This window comes from Frigoribacterium sp. PvP054, from assembly GCF_040547465.1.
Classification (GTDB): domain Bacteria; phylum Actinomycetota; class Actinomycetes; order Actinomycetales; family Microbacteriaceae; genus Frigoribacterium.
In genome coordinates, this window is record NZ_JBEPPU010000002.1 from 100,876 (window position 1) to 120,217 (window position 19,342).

The following is a 19,342-nucleotide window of genomic DNA, read 5'->3' on the forward strand; positions in this document are numbered from 1 at the left end:
GGCACGTCGTGACGCACCTCCGGGTGCGGTCTCGGGCGCGTCGACCGCGTACGACGAAGCCGGGCCCGACGCCTCGAGAGGTGTCGGGCCCGGCCCGTGAGGGACGCTCGCGCGACCGGGGTCAGCCCCGGGAGGCGCGGCGCCGCGAGACGACGACCGCCGCCGCCCCGAGGCCCACCAGCAGCATGCCGGCCAGCCCCGCGAGCGGTGCCGAGTCCGACGACCCCGTGTAGGCCAACGACGTCGGGGAGGTGCCCCGCACGGTCGTCGACACGGCGGGCATCACCGGGGCGGCCAGCGTGAAGGTCACCGGCACGCTCGCGTCCGAGATCAGCTCGACGCCCAGGCGGTCGTCGAGCTGGAAAGCGGCGAACGACCAGGTGCCGGGCCGCAACGAGGCGGTCGTGCTCCAGCGACCGTCCGATCCGACGACGACCGGGTCCAGTCCGGCCGAGGGGCGCTCCACCTCGGTGACCGGGATCTCTCCGCGCAGGGCTGCGGCGTACCGTTCGATGCCGCTCGTCCCGTCGTCGAAGAAGCCGTAGAGCGCGATGGACGCCCCCGGCGTACCGGTGCCCGTGATGTCGAACTCCAGGTAGCCCTCGGCACCAGGCCGCGGGTCGGGTCGTCCCGTGATCGTCGCACCGGCGCCCGGCGAGGTGACCACCGGTGCGTCCACGACGCCCGCCTCACTCGGCAGGACGGTGATGAGGGGCGAGAGGTTGGCGGCGGAGGACGCCGACTTGATGCCGGGGTGCGTGGGATAAGCCTCGAGGTCGACCTGCTTCGCCGCGATGCGCCAGACGCCCACGGGCACCGACAGCTCGGTCGCGAATCCGCCGTCACGGAACTCGTCCGCGACGACGGGCGCGAGGACCCGCGTGCCGTCCTCGCTGACCAAGGTCAGTTCGGCCCGGTACAGCGTGCCGGTCGTACCGGTCGTGAAGACGGTCGCGCGCTGCTCTCCGTCGACCTCCGCGTCGGCGACGTAGACCTCGTCGCCGGCCTGGTCGACGACGGCCCACTGCGGCAGGACCTGCGCGATCGCCTCGAAGCGCGTCACGGACGACTCGGCCGAGGGGTCGCTGTCGGCGAGGCCGTCGGCGTCGAGTGAGCGCTGCGTGGCCGTCGCGGCCCACCGACCGCCCTCGAAGCCGACCGTGACCGTCCAGGTGCCGTCCGATCCGACCACGGTGCTCACGTCCGCCTCGGTGGAGACGTCTGCCGCGGCGTCGTCGCGGACGAACGACAGGGCGACTTCGGCACCCGGCTGCCCGGTGCCCGCGAGGGCGACGGGCACGTCACCCTCGGTCGCCCCGTCCGCCGCCGTCACCTCGAGCGACTGCCCGTCGGCCGGAGACGTGATCACCGGAGCGGCCGGCGTCGCGGCGAGCGCCGCGACCGGCGCGGGCTCGGTCGTCGGCCCAGGGGTCGCCGGCACGGCCGCCTCGGGCATCGGCACCTCCTCGCCGACCCCGGCCGCACCGACGGCATCCGTCGCGTCCCCCGTGTCGTCCGCGGTGCCGGCGTCCGGCTCGGCTGATGGAGCCGTCTCGGCCACGGGGACCTCGTCGGTGACCGACGCGTCGTCGGCCGCCGCGTCGCCGGTCGCCGTGTCGCCGGTCGCCGCGTCGGCGCCCGGTGTCCCACCCGCTGCCGGGTCCACGGCGTCGGTCGACGGCGACGCCGTCTCGTGTCCGAGCGGCGCAGGGGCCGCGATCGCGGCCTGTCCGCTCAGGGCGACGCCCCCCAGGGCGATGGCGATGGCCGTCGACAACGCGGCGGCGCTCGACACGGTCTTCTTCATGCGTGACTTCCTCTTCGTGAGTCAGAGAGGACCGGCCCGCCCCGACCCACCCCGGACGCCCGATCGTCGGCCTGGTGATCCGAACCGACGAGTTCGACGCTATCGGCTCGTACCGAGCTTCTCTCACTCCGTGACCCGTTCGTTGCGCGAGATCATCCGCTGTGATGAGCGCGCCTCCACCCCCGGACGACCCCGTCGGGTCATCCACTCGTTCGGGGGATGAATCACGACCGTTCCTGCGTCGTTCGCAGCCGGTTCTTGGCCCCCTCGGATACCGTGAGCCGGTGCATGCAGTCATCAAGCTCGTGAGAGAGCACCCGTCCGCGGCGAGGTTCCTCGTCGTCGGGGGCATCGGCTTCGTGATCACGATGGCGATCAACTACGGGCTCAAGCTGTTCGTCATCCCGCAGCACCCGGTCACGGCTCTCGCACTGGGCATCGTCGTCGCGACGATCGTCTCGTACTGGATGAACAAGAAGTGGTCGTTCGACGACCGCGGTGAGAGGCACACCGCCCACGAGATGCTGCTGTTCGTCGTGGTCAGCCTCGTCGGCGTCGCCATCAACTCGGCGCCCGCCTACCTGTCCCGTTACGGGCTCGGCCTCGAGGTGCCGAACGTCTCCCGCGCGACCCAGGAGATCGCGGACTTCGTCAGCGGCCCGGTCATCGGCACGCTGTTCGCCATGGTCTTCCGCTACTGGGCCATGAACAAGTGGGTCTTCCCGAAGCGGGCCGAGATCGCCGACGTGCTCTCGCCCACGTCGCCGTCGACGTCACCGACGCCGACGGTCTAGGCCGAGCGCGCCTCCCGGGCCGCCAGTCCGTCGGCCACCGGTCCGACGGCAGCGGCGACGACCGACCCCAGGTCACCCCGCGACACCCCGGCCCTGGCCCAGGTGGCCACGGCCGCCGACGCGGCGGCGATCAGGGCCGACCCCACCACCTGGGCCGACAGGTCCGGCCGGTCGCGGCCGGTGCGCTCGGCCACGTACGACGCGACGACGGCCTGCTGCCGGACGAAGCGGACGGCCGCCGAGGCGACGAGGTCGTCGCCGAGGGCCATGGCCTCGGACTGGGTCAGGGCCCAGGGCACGCGCTCGGGGTCGTGCGCCTCGGCGAGGGCGACGAGCGCGGCCTCGACGGCGCGCACCGGCGAGAGCGACGAGGAGGCGCGCAACAGGTCGCCGAGGTCGGCCAGGCTCTGGTCGAGGTCGAGCCAGAAGAGGTCGGACTTCGCTTCGAAGTAGTTGAAGAACGTGCCCCGGCTGACGCCGGCGCGCCGAGCGATGTCGTCGACGGTCGTACGGGCGTAGCCGTTCTCGAGGAACAGCTCGGCGGCGGCGTCGGCCAGCATCTCGGCCGACGACCGTCGCGGTCGACCGACCGGCCGCCGCGGGCGGGTACCTGGGCCATCGGACATGGAGACCATCATGCCGCTAGACTCGACGGCGCACTTGTTGCACCCGGTCCACGAATGCCGCCCCGCACCGGGGCGCCTCGGACCGCCCCCGACCTCCCCGTCCCGTACGCACCCGATCCCCACGCCCGGAGTCCCATGCGCAGTCGCCTGCCCGCCCTGATCGCCGCCACCGCCGCGGCGGGCCTCGTGCTCGCCGGGTGCACGAGCGGGGGCGATCCCGACGCCTCGTCCACCCCGGTCGCGGGCGGGACGCTCACCTACGCGTCGGGGGACGCCGAGCCCACCTGCCTCGATCCGCACGTCGGGGGCAACTACCCGCAGGCGCTCGTGTCGACCCAGTACCTCGAGTCCCTCGTCTCGAAGGACGCGAACGGCGACGTCGTGCCGTGGCTGGCCGACTCGTGGGAAGAGGCCGACGACGGCCTGAGCTGGACCTTCACGCTCAAGGACGGCGTCACCTTCACCGACGGCACCCCGTTCGACGCCGCAGCCGTGGCCGCCAACGTCGCCCACCTGCAGGACCCTACGACCCTCTCGTCCACCGGGTACCTCGCCCTCGGCAAGGTCACGGGCGTCGAGGCGGTCGACGACCGGACGGCCCGCTTCGACCTGAGCGCGCCCGACAGCGCACTGCTCGAGTCGCTCTCGCAGCCGTGGCTCGCCATGGAGTCCCCCGAGGCCCTGACCCGCACGCAGGAGGTCAACTGCGAGTCGCCGGTCGGCACCGGGCCGTTCGTCGTCGACTCGTGGACGAAGCAGCAACAGGTGGTGCTCACCCGCAACGACGACTACACGTCGCCACCGGCCGACGCCGGGCACCAGGGTCCGGCCTACCTCGACGAGATCGTCTGGCGATTCATCCCCGACTCGGCGTCCCGCTACGCCGCCCTCCAGGCCGGCCAGGTCGACGTGATCGACAACGCCCAGCCCGACACCCTCGTCGCCGCCGCGAAGGACGACTCGCTGGACGAGATCGACGCCCCCCGGCCCGGCGCCTCCAACCGCATCGAGCTCAACGCCGGCAAGGCACCGTTCGACGACCCGGCCGTCCGCGAGGCGTTCATCCGGGGCGTCGACGTCGACTCCGGCATCGACTCGCTCTTCTTCGGCACGGCGAAGCGGTCCTACAGCCCGCTCTCGAGCGTCGAACCCCTTGCGTTCTCGGACGAGTCGCTCTTCGACGTCGACGCCGACGCGGCGAACGACCTGCTCGACCAGGCCGGCTGGACCACCCGCGACGCGGACGGGTACCGCACGAAGGACGGCGTGCGCCTCGCCGCGACCTTCCCGGTCAGCACGAACCAGTCGATCCCCGCCGAGCAGTCGCTCTTCGAACAGGTGCAGGCCGGCGCGAAGGACCTCGGCTTCGCCGTCACCCTCGAGCCCCTCGACCTGTCGAGCTGGTATGGCGCCCTCGCCGCGAACGAGTACGACCTGGTCAGCGCGCCGTACACGAAGGTCGGTCCCGACGTCCTGCGCATCCTCTACGACAGCGCCGGCATCACCCCGGCCCCGAGCGGCTACTTCGCCAACCTGTCCCAGACGGACGACCCGGCCCTCGACGACCTGCTGACCCGCGCCTCCGAGACCAGTGACGCCGACGAACGGGCCGACCTCTACCAGCAGGCCCAGCAGACCATCCTCGAGGGGTGGCACGTGTTGCCGCTCTACGACCAGCAGAACCACTACCTCGTGCGCTCGGAGGTCCAGGGGGTCCGCGCCCTCCCGACCGTCCAGGCCCCGACCATGTACGACGCCTACAAGGCGAGCTGACCGGGGTGCGGCCGGGGCGGTGGCGACGGGCCGGGCGGTGGCTGGTCGGCCGCCTGCTGGGTGCGGTCTTCGTGCTCTGGGCGGTCGCCACCCTGATCTTCTTCGCGATCCGCCTCGTGCCGGGCGACCCCGCCGAGGCCATCCTCGGCGGGCCGGGGTCCCAGGCGTCGGCCGAGGCGCTCGACACGGTGCGTCGGCAGTACGGTCTCGACCAGCCCCTGCTGGTGCAGTACCTCGCGCAGCTCGGCAGGCTCGCGACCGGCGACCTGGGCACCTCGTACTCGCTGCGGACCGACGTCGGCCGACTGCTGCTCGACCAACTGCCCGGCACGATCGGCCTCGCGCTGCTGTCGCTCGTCGTGGCCTGGCTCCTGGCGATCGGCACGGCCTGGTGGGCGACCCTCAGCGGCCGGGTCGCCGCGACGGTCTCGTCCGGGCTCGAGGTGGTCGCCTCGGCGGTGCCGCACTTCTGGCTGGCGAGCCTGCTGATCCTCGTCTTCAGCACCGGCCTCGGCTTGCTGCCCCCGGTGAGCACGGGCACGCCCGCCGGGCTCGTGCTGCCGGTCGTCACCCTCGCGATCCCCGTCGCCGGGTTCCTCGGCCAGGTCACCCGCGACTCGCTGCTCGACGCGGCCGCGGCGCCGTTCGCGATCTCGGCACGGGCGCGGGGCGAGAGCCCGTCCGGGCTGTTCTCCCGCCACCTGCTGCGCCACGCCGCCCTGCCCGGACTGGCCCTGTCGGGGTGGGCGTTCGGCTCGTTGCTGAGCGGCGCCGTCGTCGTCGAGTCGGTGTTCGCCCGCCCGGGCCTCGGCCGCACCCTGCTGGGCGCGGTCACCCTGCGCGACATCCCGCTCGTCACCGGGGTCGCCCTCGTCTCGGCCCTGGCCTACGTCGTGGTCGTCGCGCTCGGCGACCTGGCCGAGCGGGCCGTCGACCCCCGGGGGCGTGCGACGTGACCGTGCTGCCCGACCTGCCCCGGGGTGGCGGACCGACCCGCGCCTCCTCGTCCCGCACCCGCCGGCGTCGCCCACCGCTCGGCGCAGCCGAGACGGTCGCCGCGGCCCTGCTGCTGCTCGTCGTCCTGATGGCCGTCGCGCCGGGACTGCTGGCCCCCGCCGACCCGCTCGCGGTGTCCCCGGGCGACGCCTTCGCCGGCCCGTCGCTCGCCCACCCCTTCGGCACCGACGAGTCGGGGCGCGGCGTGTGGACCCGCGTCGTGCACGGAGCCGGCGCCTCGCTCACCATCGGGCTGGTCGCCACGGTCGTCGGCACCGGCCTCGGCACGGCGCTCGGGGTGCTGGCGGGTCTCGGGGGACGCGGGTGGGCCGGGCGCGCGACCGACGCCGGCGTCAGCCGGGTGCTCGAGGTGCTCTTCGCCCTTCCCGGCCTGCTGCTCGCGCTCGTCGTCATAGCCTTCACCGGCCCGGGCGCCGTGCCCGCGACGATCGCCGTGGGCCTCGCCACGGCGCCGGGGTACGCCCGCATCGTGCGCAGCCAGGTGGCCGCCGTCCGCCGGTCGCCGATGGTCGAGGCCGCGACCGTGCTCGGCCGACGACCGGCCGTCGTGCTCGTGCGCCACGTGCTGCCGAACGCGCTGGCGCCGGTCGTCGTGCTCGCGACGCTGGGCCTCGGCCAGGCCGTCGTCTGGGCGTCGTCGCTGAGCTACCTCGGTCTCGGGTCGCCTCCGCCGGCGCCGGAATGGGGAGCCATGCTGTCGGCCGGCCGCACCTACCTCGCGATCGCCTGGTGGATGACCGTCTTCCCGGGCCTCGCCGTGGTCGTGACGGCCGCCTCCGCGACCGTGCTCGGTCGTGGGCTCGCCCGTCGCGGCCGGGGAGGTCGGCCGTGACCGCGACCCCCTCGGGCCCCGCGGCCCCGCACGGCGACGGGCGCCGCGCCTCCTCGGACGACCTCGTCGTCGAGCACCTGCACGTCGCCTTCGACGGGGTCACGGCCGTCGACGACGTGTCGTTCTCGCTCCGCCCCGGCGAGTGCGTGGCCCTCGTCGGCGAGTCCGGGTCGGGCAAGAGCGTGACCGCCAGGGCCCTGCTGGGACTGACCGGAGGCACGGTGGGCGCCGACGTGCTCCGGCTGGGCGACGACGACCTGCTGACGCTGACCGAGCGGGGCTGGCGACGGCTGCGCGGCCCGCGCGTCGGTCTCGTCCTGCAGGACGCCCTGGTCTCGCTCGACCCGCTGCGCCCCGTCGGGCGTGAGATCGACGACGCACTGCGGCTGCACACCCGGCTGTCGGCCGCCGAGCGTCGGGCCCGCGTGCTCGAGGTGCTGACCGAGGTCGGGATGCCCGACCCCGAGACGCGTCGGGGGCTCCGCTCGGGCGAGCTGTCGGGGGGCCTGCGTCAGAGGGCACTCATCGCGGCGGCCCTCGCGCTGCGCCCCGGCCTGATCGTCGCCGACGAGCCCACGACGGCGCTCGACTCCGAGGTGCAGCGCGTCGTCGTCGACCGGCTCGCCGCCCTGCGCGACGACGGGACGGCCGTCCTCGCCATCAGTCACGACCTCGGCGTGGTGCGTCGCCTGGCCGACCGGGTCGTCGTCCTGCGCGACGGAGTCGTGGTCGAGCAGGGGCCCACGGCGCGCGTGCTCGACTCCCCCGAGGCCGACCACACGCGGATGCTCGTCGCCGCCCTGCCCGGCGGGGTGCCGCGCGGGCGCCGCCTGTCGACGCCCTCCACGCCCGGCACCCGGGCGGCGGGAGGCGCGCGCGACTCGGCCCCGGACCCCGCGAGCACCCCTCCCCCGTCAGGAGGCGCGCGCGGTTCGGCGACGGATGTCACGGCCCCGCCGGTCCTCGTCGCCACGGACCTCCGCCGGGTCTTCGCCGGCCGCCGCGGCCCCGACCGGGTCGCCGTCGACGGCGTCTCGCTCACGCTTCACGCCGGCGAGACCCTCGGCCTGGTCGGCGCCTCGGGCTCGGGCAAGACCACGACCGCGCGCCTGCTGCTCGGCCTCGACGAACCCGACGACGGGACGGTGGACCTGCTCGGCGCCCGGTGGGCTCCGCTGCGCGAGCGGGACCGGCGTCCGCGCCGGGCCGACCTCGGCGCGATCTACCAGGACCCCTCGAGTTCGTTCGACCCGCGCTTCACGGTGGGCCGGGTGCTCGCGGACGCCCTGACGTCCGGTCGCCGGACGCGCCTCCGACCGGTCGAGGCCGAGGTCGTCGCCCTGCTGGGCCGGGTCGGGCTCCCGGCCGACACGGTCGGGCGCCGCCCCGACACGTTGTCGGGCGGCCAGCGCCAGAGGGTCGCGATCGCCAGGGCCCTCGCCCCGAGACCCCGGGTGATCGTCTGCGACGAGCCCGTCTCGGCTCTCGACCTCTCGGTGCAGGCCCAGGTGCTCGACCTGCTCGACGACCTGCAGCGTCAGGACGGCCTGGCGTACCTCTTCATCTCGCACGACCTGGACGTGGTCGAGCACGTGTCCGACCGCGTCGCCGTGCTGCACGAGGGGCGGGTCGTCGAGCAGGGCGCCACGGCCGACGTCTTCGGTCGCCCGCAGCACGCCCACACGCGGGCCCTGCTCGCCGCCCGGCCGTAGTCGGCCCGGACGACGGGTCGGTCCGGCCCCGGACGGCGGGGTCGGCTCAGCCCCGGCGGGCGGCGTCGGCCTCGGCGGCCTTCGGGTCGACGACGTCGATCAGCCCGGACTGGGCCCACTCGAGCGCCCAGTCCGACTTCGCGACCTCGCTCGACTCGTCGGCGTAGGCCTCGACCAGTTCGCGCGCCTCGTCGTCGGTGGCGACCGACGGGCCCGAACCGAGCAGCGGCTCGTTGGCGGTCTCCTTCGTGAACCAGACGGCGACGAGGCCGATCACGGCCGCGGCCATCAGGTAGAAGGCCGGGATGTCGTGGGCCCACGAGAAGCCACGACCCTCGGCCCAGACGACGAGCGCCTCGGTCGCGAGCGGGGTGGTGCCGCCGAACAGCGAGACCGACACGTTGAACGCGATGGCCAGGGCGCCGTAGCGGATGATCGTCGGGAACAGCGCGGGCAGCGTCGAGGGCATCGTCGAGGTGAACGTGACGAGCACGAGGCCGAGCACCAGCAGGCCCACGAAGACGAGCGGCGTGCTCTCGGACTGCACGAGCTTGAGCGCCGGCCACGACAGCACCAGGAACCCGACGCAGCCGGCGAAGAGCACCGGTCGGCGGCCGAACCGGTCGCTGAGGCGCCCGCTGAACGTGATGACGATCATCATCAGCACCATCACGACGATGACGAGCAGCAGCCCCGAGGTCGCGCTGCGACCGAGCGTGTTGGTCAGGTAGGTCGGCATGTACGACAGCAGCATGTAGTCGGTCACGTTGAACACCAGCACGAGGCCGATGCAGACGATCAGCGCACGCCAGTTCTCGGCGAACAGCTTCACGAACGGCACCTTCGCGTGCTCGCGTCCGGCGGCTTCCTCCTGCTGCTTCTGGAACGCGGGCGTCTCCTCGAGCTTGAGCCGCAGGTAGAGCCCGATGAGGCCGAGGGGCCCGGCGATCAGGAACGGGATGCGCCAGCCCCAGGCGAGCAGCGCCTCCTCGCTCATGCCGAGCTGGAGGCCGGTGACCAGCGAGGCACCGAGCACGTAGCCGGCGAGCGTGCCGAACTCGAGCCACGAGCCCATGAAGCCGCGGCGCTTGTCGGGCGAGTACTCGGCGATGAACGTGGCCGCGCCTCCGTACTCGCCGCCGGTCGAGAAGCCCTGCAGCAGGCGGGCCAGCAGCAGCAGCACGGGCGCCCAGAGGCCGATCGTCGCGTACGACGGGATGAGCCCGATGGCCAGCGTGCCGGCGGCCATCAGGATCATCGTCAGCGCCAGCACCTTCTGCCGGCCGATGCGGTCGCCGAGTGGACCGAAGAACGCGCCACCGATCGGGCGCACGACGAACGCGGCGGTGAACGTGCCGAAGGTGAAGAGGATGTTCAGCGCGTCGTCGCCCGGCGGGAAGAACACCTGCGCGATGGTCGTCGTGATGTAGGCGTAGACGCCGAAGTCGAACCACTCCATGGCGTTGCCGAGCGCCGCGGCGCTCACCGCGCGCTTGAGCAGACCTTCCTCGACGACGGTGACGTCGTCGGTGGTGAGCGTGCGGCGGGCGGACTTCTTGCTGTCGTGCTTCTTGGCTGACATCAGGTGAGGCCTCCAGGTCGTCGGGCGGTGGACGTCGACCCCGGTGTCGGCAAAACCCGTCGAGCCTACCAGGGCTGCCATGTCAGTACCAGTTCAGCGACTGCATCGGTGCAGCGACCGCACCGCCCGGGAGGCGCGGCGACGGTCCCCGAGGACGCCTCGCGAGGGTGCGTACACTGGTCGGAGTCCCACAACCAGGCACCTCCCCACCGACACGGTGCCGTCCACAGAACCGGAGAAGACCATGCCGTCAGCGATGCCCGAGAAGCCCGCCCTCGAAGGACTCGAGGCCCGTTGGGGTCAGGTCTGGGAGGGCCGCGGCACCTACCGCTTCGACCGCACCGGCGCGACCCGCGCCTCCGTGTTCTCGGTCGACACGCCCCCGCCCACGGCCTCGGGCAGCCTGCACATCGGCCACGTGTTCAGCTACACGCACACCGACGTCAAGGCCCGGTTCGAACGCATGCGCGGCAAGAGCGTGTTCTACCCGATGGGCTGGGACGACAACGGCCTGCCCACCGAGCGTCGCGTCCAGAACTTCTACGGCGTGCGCTGCGACCCGTCGCTGCCCTACGACGCCGACTTCACCCCGCCCTTCGAGGGCGGCGACAACAAGTCGTCGAAGGCCGCCGACCAGGTGCCGATCTCGCGCCGCAACTTCATCGAGCTCTGCGAGCGCCTGACCGTCGAGGACGAGAAGCAGTTCGAGGACGTCTGGCGGAAGCTCGGCCTCTCGGTCGACTGGACCCAGAGCTACCGCACCATCGACGACGGGTCGCAGGCCATCGCCCAGAAGGCGTTCCTCCGCAACCTGGCGCGCGGCGAGGCCTACCAGGCCGACGCCCCCACCCTCTGGGACGTCACCTTCCGCACGGCCGTCGCCCAGGCCGAGCTCGAAGACAAAGAGATGCCCGGTGCGTACCACAAGCTCGCCTTCCACCGCACCGACGGCGAGGGCGACGTGCTGATCGACACGACGCGCCCCGAACTGCTGCCGGCCTGCGTGGCCCTCGTGGCGCACCCCGACGACGAGCGCTACCAGGCGCTGTTCGGCACGACCGTCCGCTCGCCCCTGTTCGACGTCGAGGTGCCCGTGGTCGCGCACCACCTGGCCCAGCCCGACAAGGGGTCGGGCATCGCCATGGTCTGCACCTTCGGCGACACGAACGACGTGGTGTGGTGGCGTGAGCTGCAGCTGCCGAACCGAGCCGTGATCGGCTTCGACGGACGGTTCGTCAGCGAGGCGCCCGAGGCGATCACGTCCGAGGCTGGTCGCGCCTCGTACGCCCAGCTGGCCGGCAAGACGGTGTTCAGCGCCAAGCAGTCGGTGGTCGAGCAGCTCACGGCCTCGGGCGAGCTCGTGGGCGAGATCCGCAAGATCTCGCACCCGGTGAAGTTCTTCGAGAAGGGCGACAAGCCCCTCGAGATCGTGTCGACCCGGCAGTGGTACGTGGTCAACGGAGCCCGCGACGAGCAGCTCAAGGGCTCGCTGCTCGAGCGGGGCGCCCAGGTGGCCTTCCACCCCGACTTCATGCGCGTGCGGTACGACAACTGGGTCAACGGCCTGAACGGCGACTGGCTGATCTCGCGTCAGCGCTTCTTCGGCGTGCCGATCCCGGTCTGGTACCCGCTCGACGGTGACGGCAACCCCGTGTTCGACCGGGTGATCGTCCCGTCCGAGGACCAGCTGCCGATCGACCCGGCGTCCGACACGGCGCCCGGCTACGACGAGTCGCAGCGCGGCGTGCCCGGCGGGTTCCAGGGCGAGGTCGACGTGATGGACACCTGGGCGACCTCGTCGCTCACGCCCCAGCTGGCCGGCGGGTGGGAGCGCGACCCCGAACTGTTCGACCTGGTGTTCCCGTACGACGTGCGCCCGCAGGGGCAGGACATCATCCGCACCTGGTTGTTCTCGACGATGCTGCGGTCGCAGCTCGAGTCGGGCACCGTGCCCTGGAAGAACGCCTCGATCTCGGGCTTCATCGTCGATCCCGACCGCAAGAAGATGTCGAAGTCGAAGGGCAACGTCGTCACGCCGGCCGCCATGCTCGACGAGCACGGCTCCGACTCGGTGCGCTACTGGGCGGCGTCGAGCCGACTGGGCACCGACGCCGCGTTCGACCCGCAGAACCCGAAGCAGATCAAGATCGGTCGTCGCCTGGCGATCAAGGTGCTGAACGCGGCGAAGTTCGTGTACTCGTTCGAGCTGCCCTCCGGTGAGTTCGAGATCACGCAGCCGCTCGACCGCGACCTGCTCGCGTCGTTCGCCGCCGTGGTCGAGACCGCGACCGAGGCACTCGAGGGCTACGACCACGCCCGCGCGCTCGAGACGACCGAGAAGTTCTTCTGGGCCTTCTGCGACGACTACCTCGAGCTCGTCAAGGAGCGCGCCTACGGGGCGACCACCCCGGCCGAGCAGGCCTCGGCCGTGCTCGCACTGCGGACGGTCCTCGAGGGCCTGCTGCGCCTGCTGGCGCCGTACCTGCCCTTCGCGACCGAGGAGGTCTGGTCGTGGACCCACGACGACTCGGTCCACCGGGCCGCGTGGCCGACGGTCGGCGAGCTCGGCCTCGCCGAGGGCGAGCGCTCGTCGGGCCTCGTCGGGCTCGTGGGCCAGGCGCTGATCTTCGTCCGTCGGGCGAAGTCCGACGCGAAGGCCTCGCAGAAGACCCCGGTGGCCTCGGCCGTCATCACGGGCCCGGCCGCCCAGCTCGACCTCGTCCGGCTCGCGGCGGGTGACCTCGCGGCGGTCGGCAAGATCGCCGAGCTGTCGTTCGCCGAGGGCGACGAGCTCGCGGTCGGCGACATCGTGTTCGCCGAGCAGCCGGCCGACGGGGCGACCGCCCCGGCAGCCGCCCCCGCTCCGACGGCGGGTGCCTGATGCAGCTCGGCACGCGGTGGAGCGTGGGAGGCGCGGCTCCGGCCGAACTGCCCGCTCCCGTCCTCGGGGCGGTCGCCCAGGTCGAGCGTGAGCTCTCCGACCAGGGCGTCGACGCGACGTCGTGGCGCTGGACGCTGACCTGGCTCGAGCGCCGCCCCGTCGTCGAGCTCGACGACGGCACGGTCATCCGCGTCGACGCCGTCACCGGCGAGGCCCACGTCCACGAGCCCGTCGATGCCGAGGGCGACGAGGACTAGGGCCAGCCGCCTCTCGACGCCACGACGTGCCGTCCGCCTCGCCAGGCGGGCGGCACGTCGCGTCGTGCGGGGCGTGCCGTCCCTCAGGCGCGGGCGAGCACCTCACCGTGGGGCATGATCAGCCAGCCGTCGGGGGCGTCGCTCCAGGCGCGCCAGGCGTCGGCGATCGCGTGCAGCTCGCCGTCGGTGGCGGCGCCCTTCTCGATCGCGTCGGCGTGGAACGCCGACTCCGTCGCCCGGGCCGCCCAGCTGTCGCCCCACCAGGTGCGGTCCTCGTCCGAGGCGAAGCACCACACGGAGGCGCTGCTCGCCACGTCGACGAAGCCCGCCTCGAGCGCCCAGCCCTTGAGGCGCCTCCCCGCGTCGGGTTCACCGCCGTTGCCCCGGTGCACCGCCTGGTAGACGGTCATCCAGCGATCGAGACCTCGGTTCTCGGGAGCCCAGACGCAGCCGTGGTAGTCGACGTCGCGGACGGCCACGACTCCCCCGGGCCGGGTCACCCGGCGCATCTCGCGGAGGGCCGCGACCGGGTCGCCGACGTGCTGCAGCACCTGGTGCGCGTGCACGACGTCGAACGCGTCGTCGTCGAAGGGCAGCGCGAAGAGGTCGGCCGTCTCGAAGCGGACGTTGTGCAGGCCGGACCGGACCGCGAGGGCCGTCGCCTGCTCGACGATGCCGGCGGCAGCGTCGACGCCGACCACCCGCCCCGGGGCGACGCGTCCGGCGATGTCGACGGTGATGGTGCCGGGGCCCGAGCCGACGTCGAGCACGCTCACGCCGGGCACCAGGTGCGGCTCGAGGTACGCGGCCGAGTTCTCGACCGTGCGCCACGAGTGGCTGCGCAGCACGCTCTCGTGGTGGCCGTGGGTGTAACGGGCGGGCGTCTCGGGGCGGTCGCTCATGTCGCGACCCTAGCGCGCCTCCTAGGGTGGGCTGATGACGAACCCGTTCCTCACCCCCAGCACGCTGCCGTACTCGCTGCCGCCGTTCGCGGACATCACCGACGACGACTACGGCCCGGCGTTCGAGGCCGGATTCGCCGAGCAGCTGGCCGAGGTCGAGCGGATCGCCACCGACCCGGCCGAGCCGACCTTCGAGAACACCGTCGCCGCCCTCGAGCGCAGCGGAGCCACGCTGACCCGGGTCGAGCACGTGTTCTTCAACAAGACCTCGTCCGACTCGACCGAGGCGACCGACGCCCTCGAGCTCGACCTCGCCCCCAGGCTGGCGGCCCACGCCGACGCCATCCGCCTCGACCCGCGCCTGTTCGCCCGGCTGCGCGCCGTCCACGAGCACCGTGACGACCTCGACCTGACCGCCGAGCAGCGCTACCTGGTCGAACGACTCGTCGACGAGGCGACCCGCTCGGGTGCCGCGCTCGGCGACGACGAGAAGGGGCGCCTCCGCGAGCTCAACGGCAGGCTCTCGACCCTGACCACCCGCTTCGAGAAGAACCTGCTGGCCGACACGAACGACCTCGCCGTCGTGGTCGACGACGTCGCCGAGCTCGACGGCCTCGACCAGGGGGCTATCGACGCGGCCGCCGAGGCCGCGCGCGAGCGGGGGCTCGACGGCCGGTACGTCATCACCCTCGTGCTGTTCAGCGGCCACCCGTACCTGGCGAGCCTGACGAGCGAGTCGCTGCGCGAGCGCATCATGCAGGCCTCGCTGTCCCGCGGACGCCGCGGCGGCGACCACGACAACCGCGGCCTCGTGCTCGAGATCGCCCGCCTGCGGGCCGAGCGTGCCGAGCTGCTCGGCTTCGCCTCGCACGCCGCCTACGTCACCGCGGGCGAGACCGCCGGCACCCCCGAGGCGGTGGCCGACCTGCTCGGCCGCCTCGCGCCGCCGGCGGCCCGCAACGCCCGTGCAGAGCAGGCCGCGCTCGAACGCGTCGCCGGCCGACCGGTCCGCGCCTCGGACTGGGCTTTCTACACCGAGCGCGTCCGCGCCGACGAACACGACGTCGACACCGCGGCGATGCGCCCGTACTTCGAGGCCGAGCGCGTGCTGCACGACGGCGTCTTCTTCGCGGCGGAGTCGCTGTACGGCCTGCATTTCGCCGAACGCCGCGACCTCGTCGGCTACCACCCCGAAGCCCGCGTCTTCGAGGTCACCGACGCGGACGGCGGCGAGGTCGGCCTCTACGTGCTCGACCTGTACACGCGCGACAGCAAGCGCGGCGGTGCCTGGATGAACCCGCTCGTCTCGCAGTCGTCCCTGACCGGCCTGCCGACCGTCGTGGTCAACAACCTGAACGTGCCGAAGCCGTCGGCCGGCCGGCCGACCCTGCTGACGCTCGACGAGGTCACCACGTTCTTCCACGAGTTCGGGCACGCACTGCACGGGCTGGTCGCCCGGGTCACCTACCCGTCCTTCTCGGGCACCAACGTCTTCCGCGACTTCGTGGAGTTCCCGAGCCAGGTGAACGAGATGTGGATGCTCTGGCCCGAGGTGCTGGCCCACTACGCCGTCCACCACGAGACCGGCGAGCGGCTGCCCCGGCACCTCGTCGACGCCCTCCTCGCCTCGCAGGACTTCAACCAGGGCTTCGAGACGAGCGAGTACCTCGCCGCCGCCCTGCTCGACCAGGCCTGGCACGCGCTGTCGGCGGCCGAGGCGGCGGCCGTCACCGACGTCGAGGCCTTCGAGCAGGAGGCGCTGGCCGCGGTCGGCCTCGACCTCGCGTCGGTCCCCACCCGCTACTCGAGCACCTACTTCGCCCACACCTTCGCCGGGGGCTACGACGCCGGCTACTACTCGTACATCTGGAGCGAGGTGCTCGACGCCGACACCGTCGAGTGGTTCGAGCAGAACGGCGGGCTCGTGCGCGAGAACGGCGACCGTTTCCGGTCGCGCCTGCTCGGCGTCGGCGGCTCGAAGGACCCCCTCGAGGCCTACCGCGACTTCCGCGGGCGCGACGCCCGGGTCGAGCCGCTGCTCGCCCGCCGCGGGCTCGCCTGACGGCGGGCTGGCTGCGGGCTGCTGCTCGGGCTCAGGTTCAGGTTCGGCGCGCATCGCACCGCACCGCACCGCGTTTCGTGCATGGCACCCGGACTAGTCGGGGTGCCATGCACGAAACGCGGTGTCGTGGCGCCCGGTCCGCCGCTGCACGAATCCAGGCCTCGCACACCAGGACGCGCCCTCGGGACGGCGAATGCCCCCACTCAAGGAGCGGGGGCGTTCGTCGTGCCGTGCAGCTTGCGAGCCGGTGTCAGGCGGACTTCTCGGTGCGGTGCTCGACGAGCCGCGGGACGATGGTCGGCGCGGCGTTCTCGAGGACGGAGGCGCGGGTGACGACCACGCGCCCGACCGTCTCGTCGGAGGGGACGTCGAACATGATCGGCCCCAGCACCTCTTCGAGGATGGCACGGAGCCCGCGGGCACCCGTCTGCCGCAGGACCGCGAGGTCGGCGATGGCCTCGAGGGCACCGCGGTCGAACTCGAGCTCGACCCCGTCGATCTCGAACATGCGCTGGTACTGGCGCACGAGCGCGTTCTTCGGCTCGGTGAGGATCTGCATCAGTGCGGGCTGGTCGAGCTGCGTGACCGTGGTGACGACGGGGAGACGCCCGATGAACTCGGGGATCAGCCCGAACTTGTGCAGGTCTTCGGGCAGGACCTCGCTGAACAGGGCCGCCTCGTCTTCTTTGGTGTGCAGCGGGGCACCGAAGCCGATGCCGCGCTTGCCCGCGCGGTTCGAGATGATGTCCTCGAGCCCGGCGAACGCCCCGGCGACGATGAAGAGCACGTTCGTCGTGTCGACCTGGATGAACTCCTGGTGGGGGTGCTTGCGGCCACCCTGCGGCGGCACCGAGGCGACCGTCCCCTCGAGGATCTTGAGCAGCGCCTGCTGCACGCCCTCGCCCGAGACGTCACGGGTGATGGACGGGTTCTCGGCCTTGCGCGCGATCTTGTCGATCTCGTCGATGTAGATGATGCCGGTCTCGGCACGCTTGACGTCGTAGTCGGCGGCCTGGATCAGCTTCAGCAGGATGTTCTCGACGTCTTCGCCGACGTAGCCGGCCTCGGTCAGTGCCGTGGCGTCGGCCACGGCGAAGGGCACGTTGAGCCGCTTCGCCAGGGTCTGCGCGAGATACGTCTTGCCGCAGCCCGTGGGGCCGATCAGCAGGATGTTCGACTTCGAGATCTCGACCTCGTCGGCCAGCGACTCGGCGGCCGTGAGGGTCGACGCGGCACGGATGCGCTTGTAGTGGTTGTAGACGGCCACCGACAGGGCGCGCTTCGCGGCGTCCTGACCGATCACGTACTCTTCGAGGAACGAGTAGATCTCGCGCGGCTTGGGCAGGTCGAACTCGCTCGTGGGCTCGTCACCCGCCTCGGCGAGGCGCTCTTCGATGATCTCGTTGCAGAGCTCGACGCACTCGTCGCAGATGTAGACGCCCGGACCGGCGATCAACTGCTGGACCTGCTTCTGGCTCTTGCCGCAGAACGAGCATTTGAGCAGATCGGCACTCTCACCTATGCGCGCCATGCTCGGCCTCCCTGGTTGGCTGAGGTCATCGACCGGGACCGGTCGTCGTGTCCACGAGCCTAACCCGAACCACCGACGCCCACGGACCGACCCGGGTGGTTCGCGCACATCCGCCGCGCCCCGCCGGTCGTGCGACGGACGGTCGGCACGACGAAGGCCCCGGGCTGGCGCCCGGGGCCTTCGTGGTCATGCGGTGGTCAGCGCGTGAGGGCGGCCGGCTGGTTCTTGCGGGAACCGAGGACCTGGTCGACCAGGCCGTACTCGAGGGCCTCCTGCGCACCGAGGATGTTGTCACGCTCGATGTCGCGGTTGACCTGCTCGGGCGTCTTGTTCGAGTGCTTCGACAGCGTCTCTTCGAGCCAGGTGCGCATGCGGAGCACCTCGGCGGCCTGGATCTCGATGTCGGAGGCCTGGCCACCGCTGCTGCCACCGGTCGCGGGCTGGTGGATCAGCACGCGGGCGTTCGGCAGCGCGAGGCGCTTGCCGGGCTGCCCGGCGGCGAGCAGCACGGCCGCGGCCGAGGCCGCCTGACCGAGGCAGACCGTCTGGATCTCGGGACGGATGTACTGCATCGTGTCGTAGATGGCCGTCATGGCCGTGAACGAGCCACCCGGAGAGTTGATGTAGAGCGTGATGTCGCGGTCGGGGTCCATGCTCTCGAGCACGAGCAGCTGGGCCATGATGTCGTCCGCCGAGGCGTCGTCGACCTGCACGCCGAGGAAGACGATGCGGTCTTCGAACAGCTTGGCGTAGGGGTCCTGGCGCTTGTAGCCGTAGGCCGTGCGCTCTTCGAAGCTGGGCAGGATGTACCGGGAGTCGGGGGTCTGCACTCGACCCGCGCCACCCATCATCGGGAGTTCCATGAGTTCTTCTCTTTCTCGTTCTGACGAAGGGGCGGAGGCCTAGGCCTGGTCGGTGCCGGCACCGCCGACGACGTCGGTGGCCGACCCGCGGATGTGGTCGACGAAGCCGTACTCGAGGGCCTCTTCGGCGGTGAACCAGCGGTCGCGGTCGCCGTCCTCGTTGATCTGCTCGACGGTCTTGCCCGTCTGTGCCGCCGTGATCTCGGCCAGTCGACGCTTCATCGACAGGATCAGCTGGGCCTGCGTCTGGATGTCGGACGACGTGCCGCCGAACCCACCGTGCGGCTGGTGCAGCAGGACGCGCGCGTTCGGCGTGATGTACCGCTTGCCCTTCGTGCCGGCGGTCAGCAGCAGCTGACCCATCGACGCGGCCATGCCGATGCCGACCGTGACGATGTCGTTCGGCACGAACTCCATGGCGTCGTAGATCGCCATGCCCGCCGTGATCGACCCGCCGGGCGAGTTGATGTAGAGGTAGATGTCCTTCTCGCTGTCTTCCGCAGCGAGCAGCAGCAGTTTCGCGGCGATCTCGTTGGCGTTCTCGTCGCGGACCTCAGAGCCGAGCCAGATGATCCGGTCTTTGAGCAGTCGGTCAAAAACACTGTTGGGCAGTGTCACGTCGGCCATGGTGGAGCTCCCATTCGTTGTCGCTTGTCGTCGAATCTATCGGAGCCGACGCGCGGGTTCCGGGCTGTTCGCCCAC

General features: G+C 72.0%; 15 protein-coding genes. 8 read left to right on the plus strand and 7 right to left on the minus strand.

Annotation, left to right across the window (positions count from 1 at the left end):
• Positions 1-121: 121 nt before the first annotated feature.
• Positions 122-1,807, minus strand: a complete 1,686-nt coding sequence (locus tag ABID81_RS03265) for a hypothetical protein (protein ID WP_354593402.1) — start codon at positions 1,805-1,807, stop codon at positions 122-124.
• A 284-nt stretch (positions 1,808-2,091) separates the two neighbouring features.
• Between ABID81_RS03265 and ABID81_RS03270 the strand changes: the two genes are divergently transcribed.
• Complete coding sequence (locus tag ABID81_RS03270) at positions 2,092-2,601, plus strand: GtrA family protein (RefSeq protein ID WP_354593403.1); 510 nt, start codon at positions 2,092-2,094, stop codon at positions 2,599-2,601.
• Here ABID81_RS03270 and ABID81_RS03275 read toward each other — a convergent pair.
• The gene (locus ABID81_RS03275; RefSeq protein ID WP_354593404.1) at positions 2,598-3,227 is read right to left on the minus strand and encodes a TetR/AcrR family transcriptional regulator; all 630 of its coding nucleotides are present in this window, start codon (positions 3,225-3,227) and stop codon (positions 2,598-2,600) included. The genes ABID81_RS03270 and ABID81_RS03275 overlap by 4 nt on opposite strands.
• A 135-nt stretch (positions 3,228-3,362) precedes the next feature.
• On the opposite strand from ABID81_RS03275, the gene ABID81_RS03280 reads away from it, so the two are divergent.
• From ABID81_RS03280 to ABID81_RS03295, 4 genes are read left to right on the plus strand one after another with little or no spacing between them, the layout of a single operon-like run.
• Positions 3,363-5,000: an ABC transporter substrate-binding protein gene (locus tag ABID81_RS03280; RefSeq protein ID WP_354593405.1), complete on the plus strand. Its 1,638-nt coding sequence runs from the start codon at positions 3,363-3,365 to the stop codon at positions 4,998-5,000.
• Positions 5,001-5,005: 5 nt separating this feature from the next.
• The gene (locus ABID81_RS03285; protein WP_354593406.1) at positions 5,006-5,956 is read left to right on the plus strand and encodes an ABC transporter permease; all 951 of its coding nucleotides are present in this window, start codon (positions 5,006-5,008) and stop codon (positions 5,954-5,956) included.
• On the plus strand, positions 5,953-6,849 hold the full coding sequence (locus ABID81_RS03290; RefSeq protein WP_502915170.1) for an ABC transporter permease: 897 nt from the start codon (positions 5,953-5,955) through the stop codon (positions 6,847-6,849). The genes ABID81_RS03285 and ABID81_RS03290 overlap by 4 nt, the downstream gene beginning before the upstream one ends.
• On the plus strand, positions 6,846-8,561 hold the full coding sequence (locus tag ABID81_RS03295; protein WP_354593407.1) for a dipeptide ABC transporter ATP-binding protein: 1,716 nt from the start codon (positions 6,846-6,848) through the stop codon (positions 8,559-8,561). The genes ABID81_RS03290 and ABID81_RS03295 overlap by 4 nt, the downstream gene beginning before the upstream one ends.
• Before the next feature lie 46 nt (positions 8,562-8,607).
• Here the strand turns inward: ABID81_RS03295 and proP are convergent, their stop codons facing one another.
• Positions 8,608-10,143, minus strand: a complete 1,536-nt coding sequence (gene proP, locus ABID81_RS03300; RefSeq protein WP_354593408.1) for a glycine betaine/L-proline transporter ProP — start codon at positions 10,141-10,143, stop codon at positions 8,608-8,610.
• A 256-nt stretch (positions 10,144-10,399) separates the two neighbouring features.
• Between proP and valS the strand changes: the two genes are divergently transcribed.
• Together valS and ABID81_RS03310 are read left to right on the plus strand one after the other, a co-directional pair.
• A complete protein-coding gene (gene valS / locus ABID81_RS03305) occupies positions 10,400-13,024 on the plus strand; it encodes a valine--tRNA ligase (protein ID WP_354593409.1) in 2,625 nt (874 codons plus the stop codon).
• Positions 13,024-13,281: a hypothetical protein gene (locus tag ABID81_RS03310; protein WP_354593410.1), complete on the plus strand. Its 258-nt coding sequence runs from the start codon at positions 13,024-13,026 to the stop codon at positions 13,279-13,281. Before valS ends, ABID81_RS03310 begins: the two co-directional genes overlap by 1 nt.
• 83 nt (positions 13,282-13,364) lie before the next feature.
• Here ABID81_RS03310 and ABID81_RS03315 read toward each other — a convergent pair whose 3' ends face one another.
• Positions 13,365-14,183, minus strand: coding sequence for a methyltransferase domain-containing protein (locus tag ABID81_RS03315; RefSeq protein ID WP_354593411.1), 819 nt, complete (start codon positions 14,181-14,183; stop codon positions 13,365-13,367).
• 34 nt (positions 14,184-14,217) lie between these two features.
• On the opposite strand from ABID81_RS03315, the gene ABID81_RS03320 reads away from it, so the two are divergent.
• On the plus strand, positions 14,218-16,245 hold the full coding sequence (locus tag ABID81_RS03320) for a M3 family metallopeptidase (RefSeq protein WP_354593412.1): 2,028 nt from the start codon (positions 14,218-14,220) through the stop codon (positions 16,243-16,245).
• Between the two features lie 250 nt (positions 16,246-16,495).
• Here ABID81_RS03320 and clpX read toward each other — a convergent pair whose 3' ends face one another.
• From clpX to ABID81_RS03335, 3 genes are all read right to left on the minus strand, one after another.
• A complete protein-coding gene (gene clpX, locus ABID81_RS03325) occupies positions 16,496-17,776 on the minus strand; it encodes an ATP-dependent Clp protease ATP-binding subunit ClpX (protein ID WP_354593413.1) in 1,281 nt (426 codons plus the stop codon).
• 197 nt (positions 17,777-17,973) lie between these two features.
• Positions 17,974-18,639, minus strand: coding sequence for an ATP-dependent Clp protease proteolytic subunit (locus ABID81_RS03330; RefSeq protein ID WP_056262509.1), 666 nt, complete (start codon positions 18,637-18,639; stop codon positions 17,974-17,976).
• Positions 18,640-18,678: 39 nt separating this feature from the next.
• Positions 18,679-19,266 (minus strand): ATP-dependent Clp protease proteolytic subunit, encoded by a 588-nt coding sequence (locus ABID81_RS03335; protein WP_043597035.1) that lies wholly within the window; start codon positions 19,264-19,266, stop codon positions 18,679-18,681.
• Between the last annotated feature and the right edge of the window lie 76 nt (positions 19,267-19,342).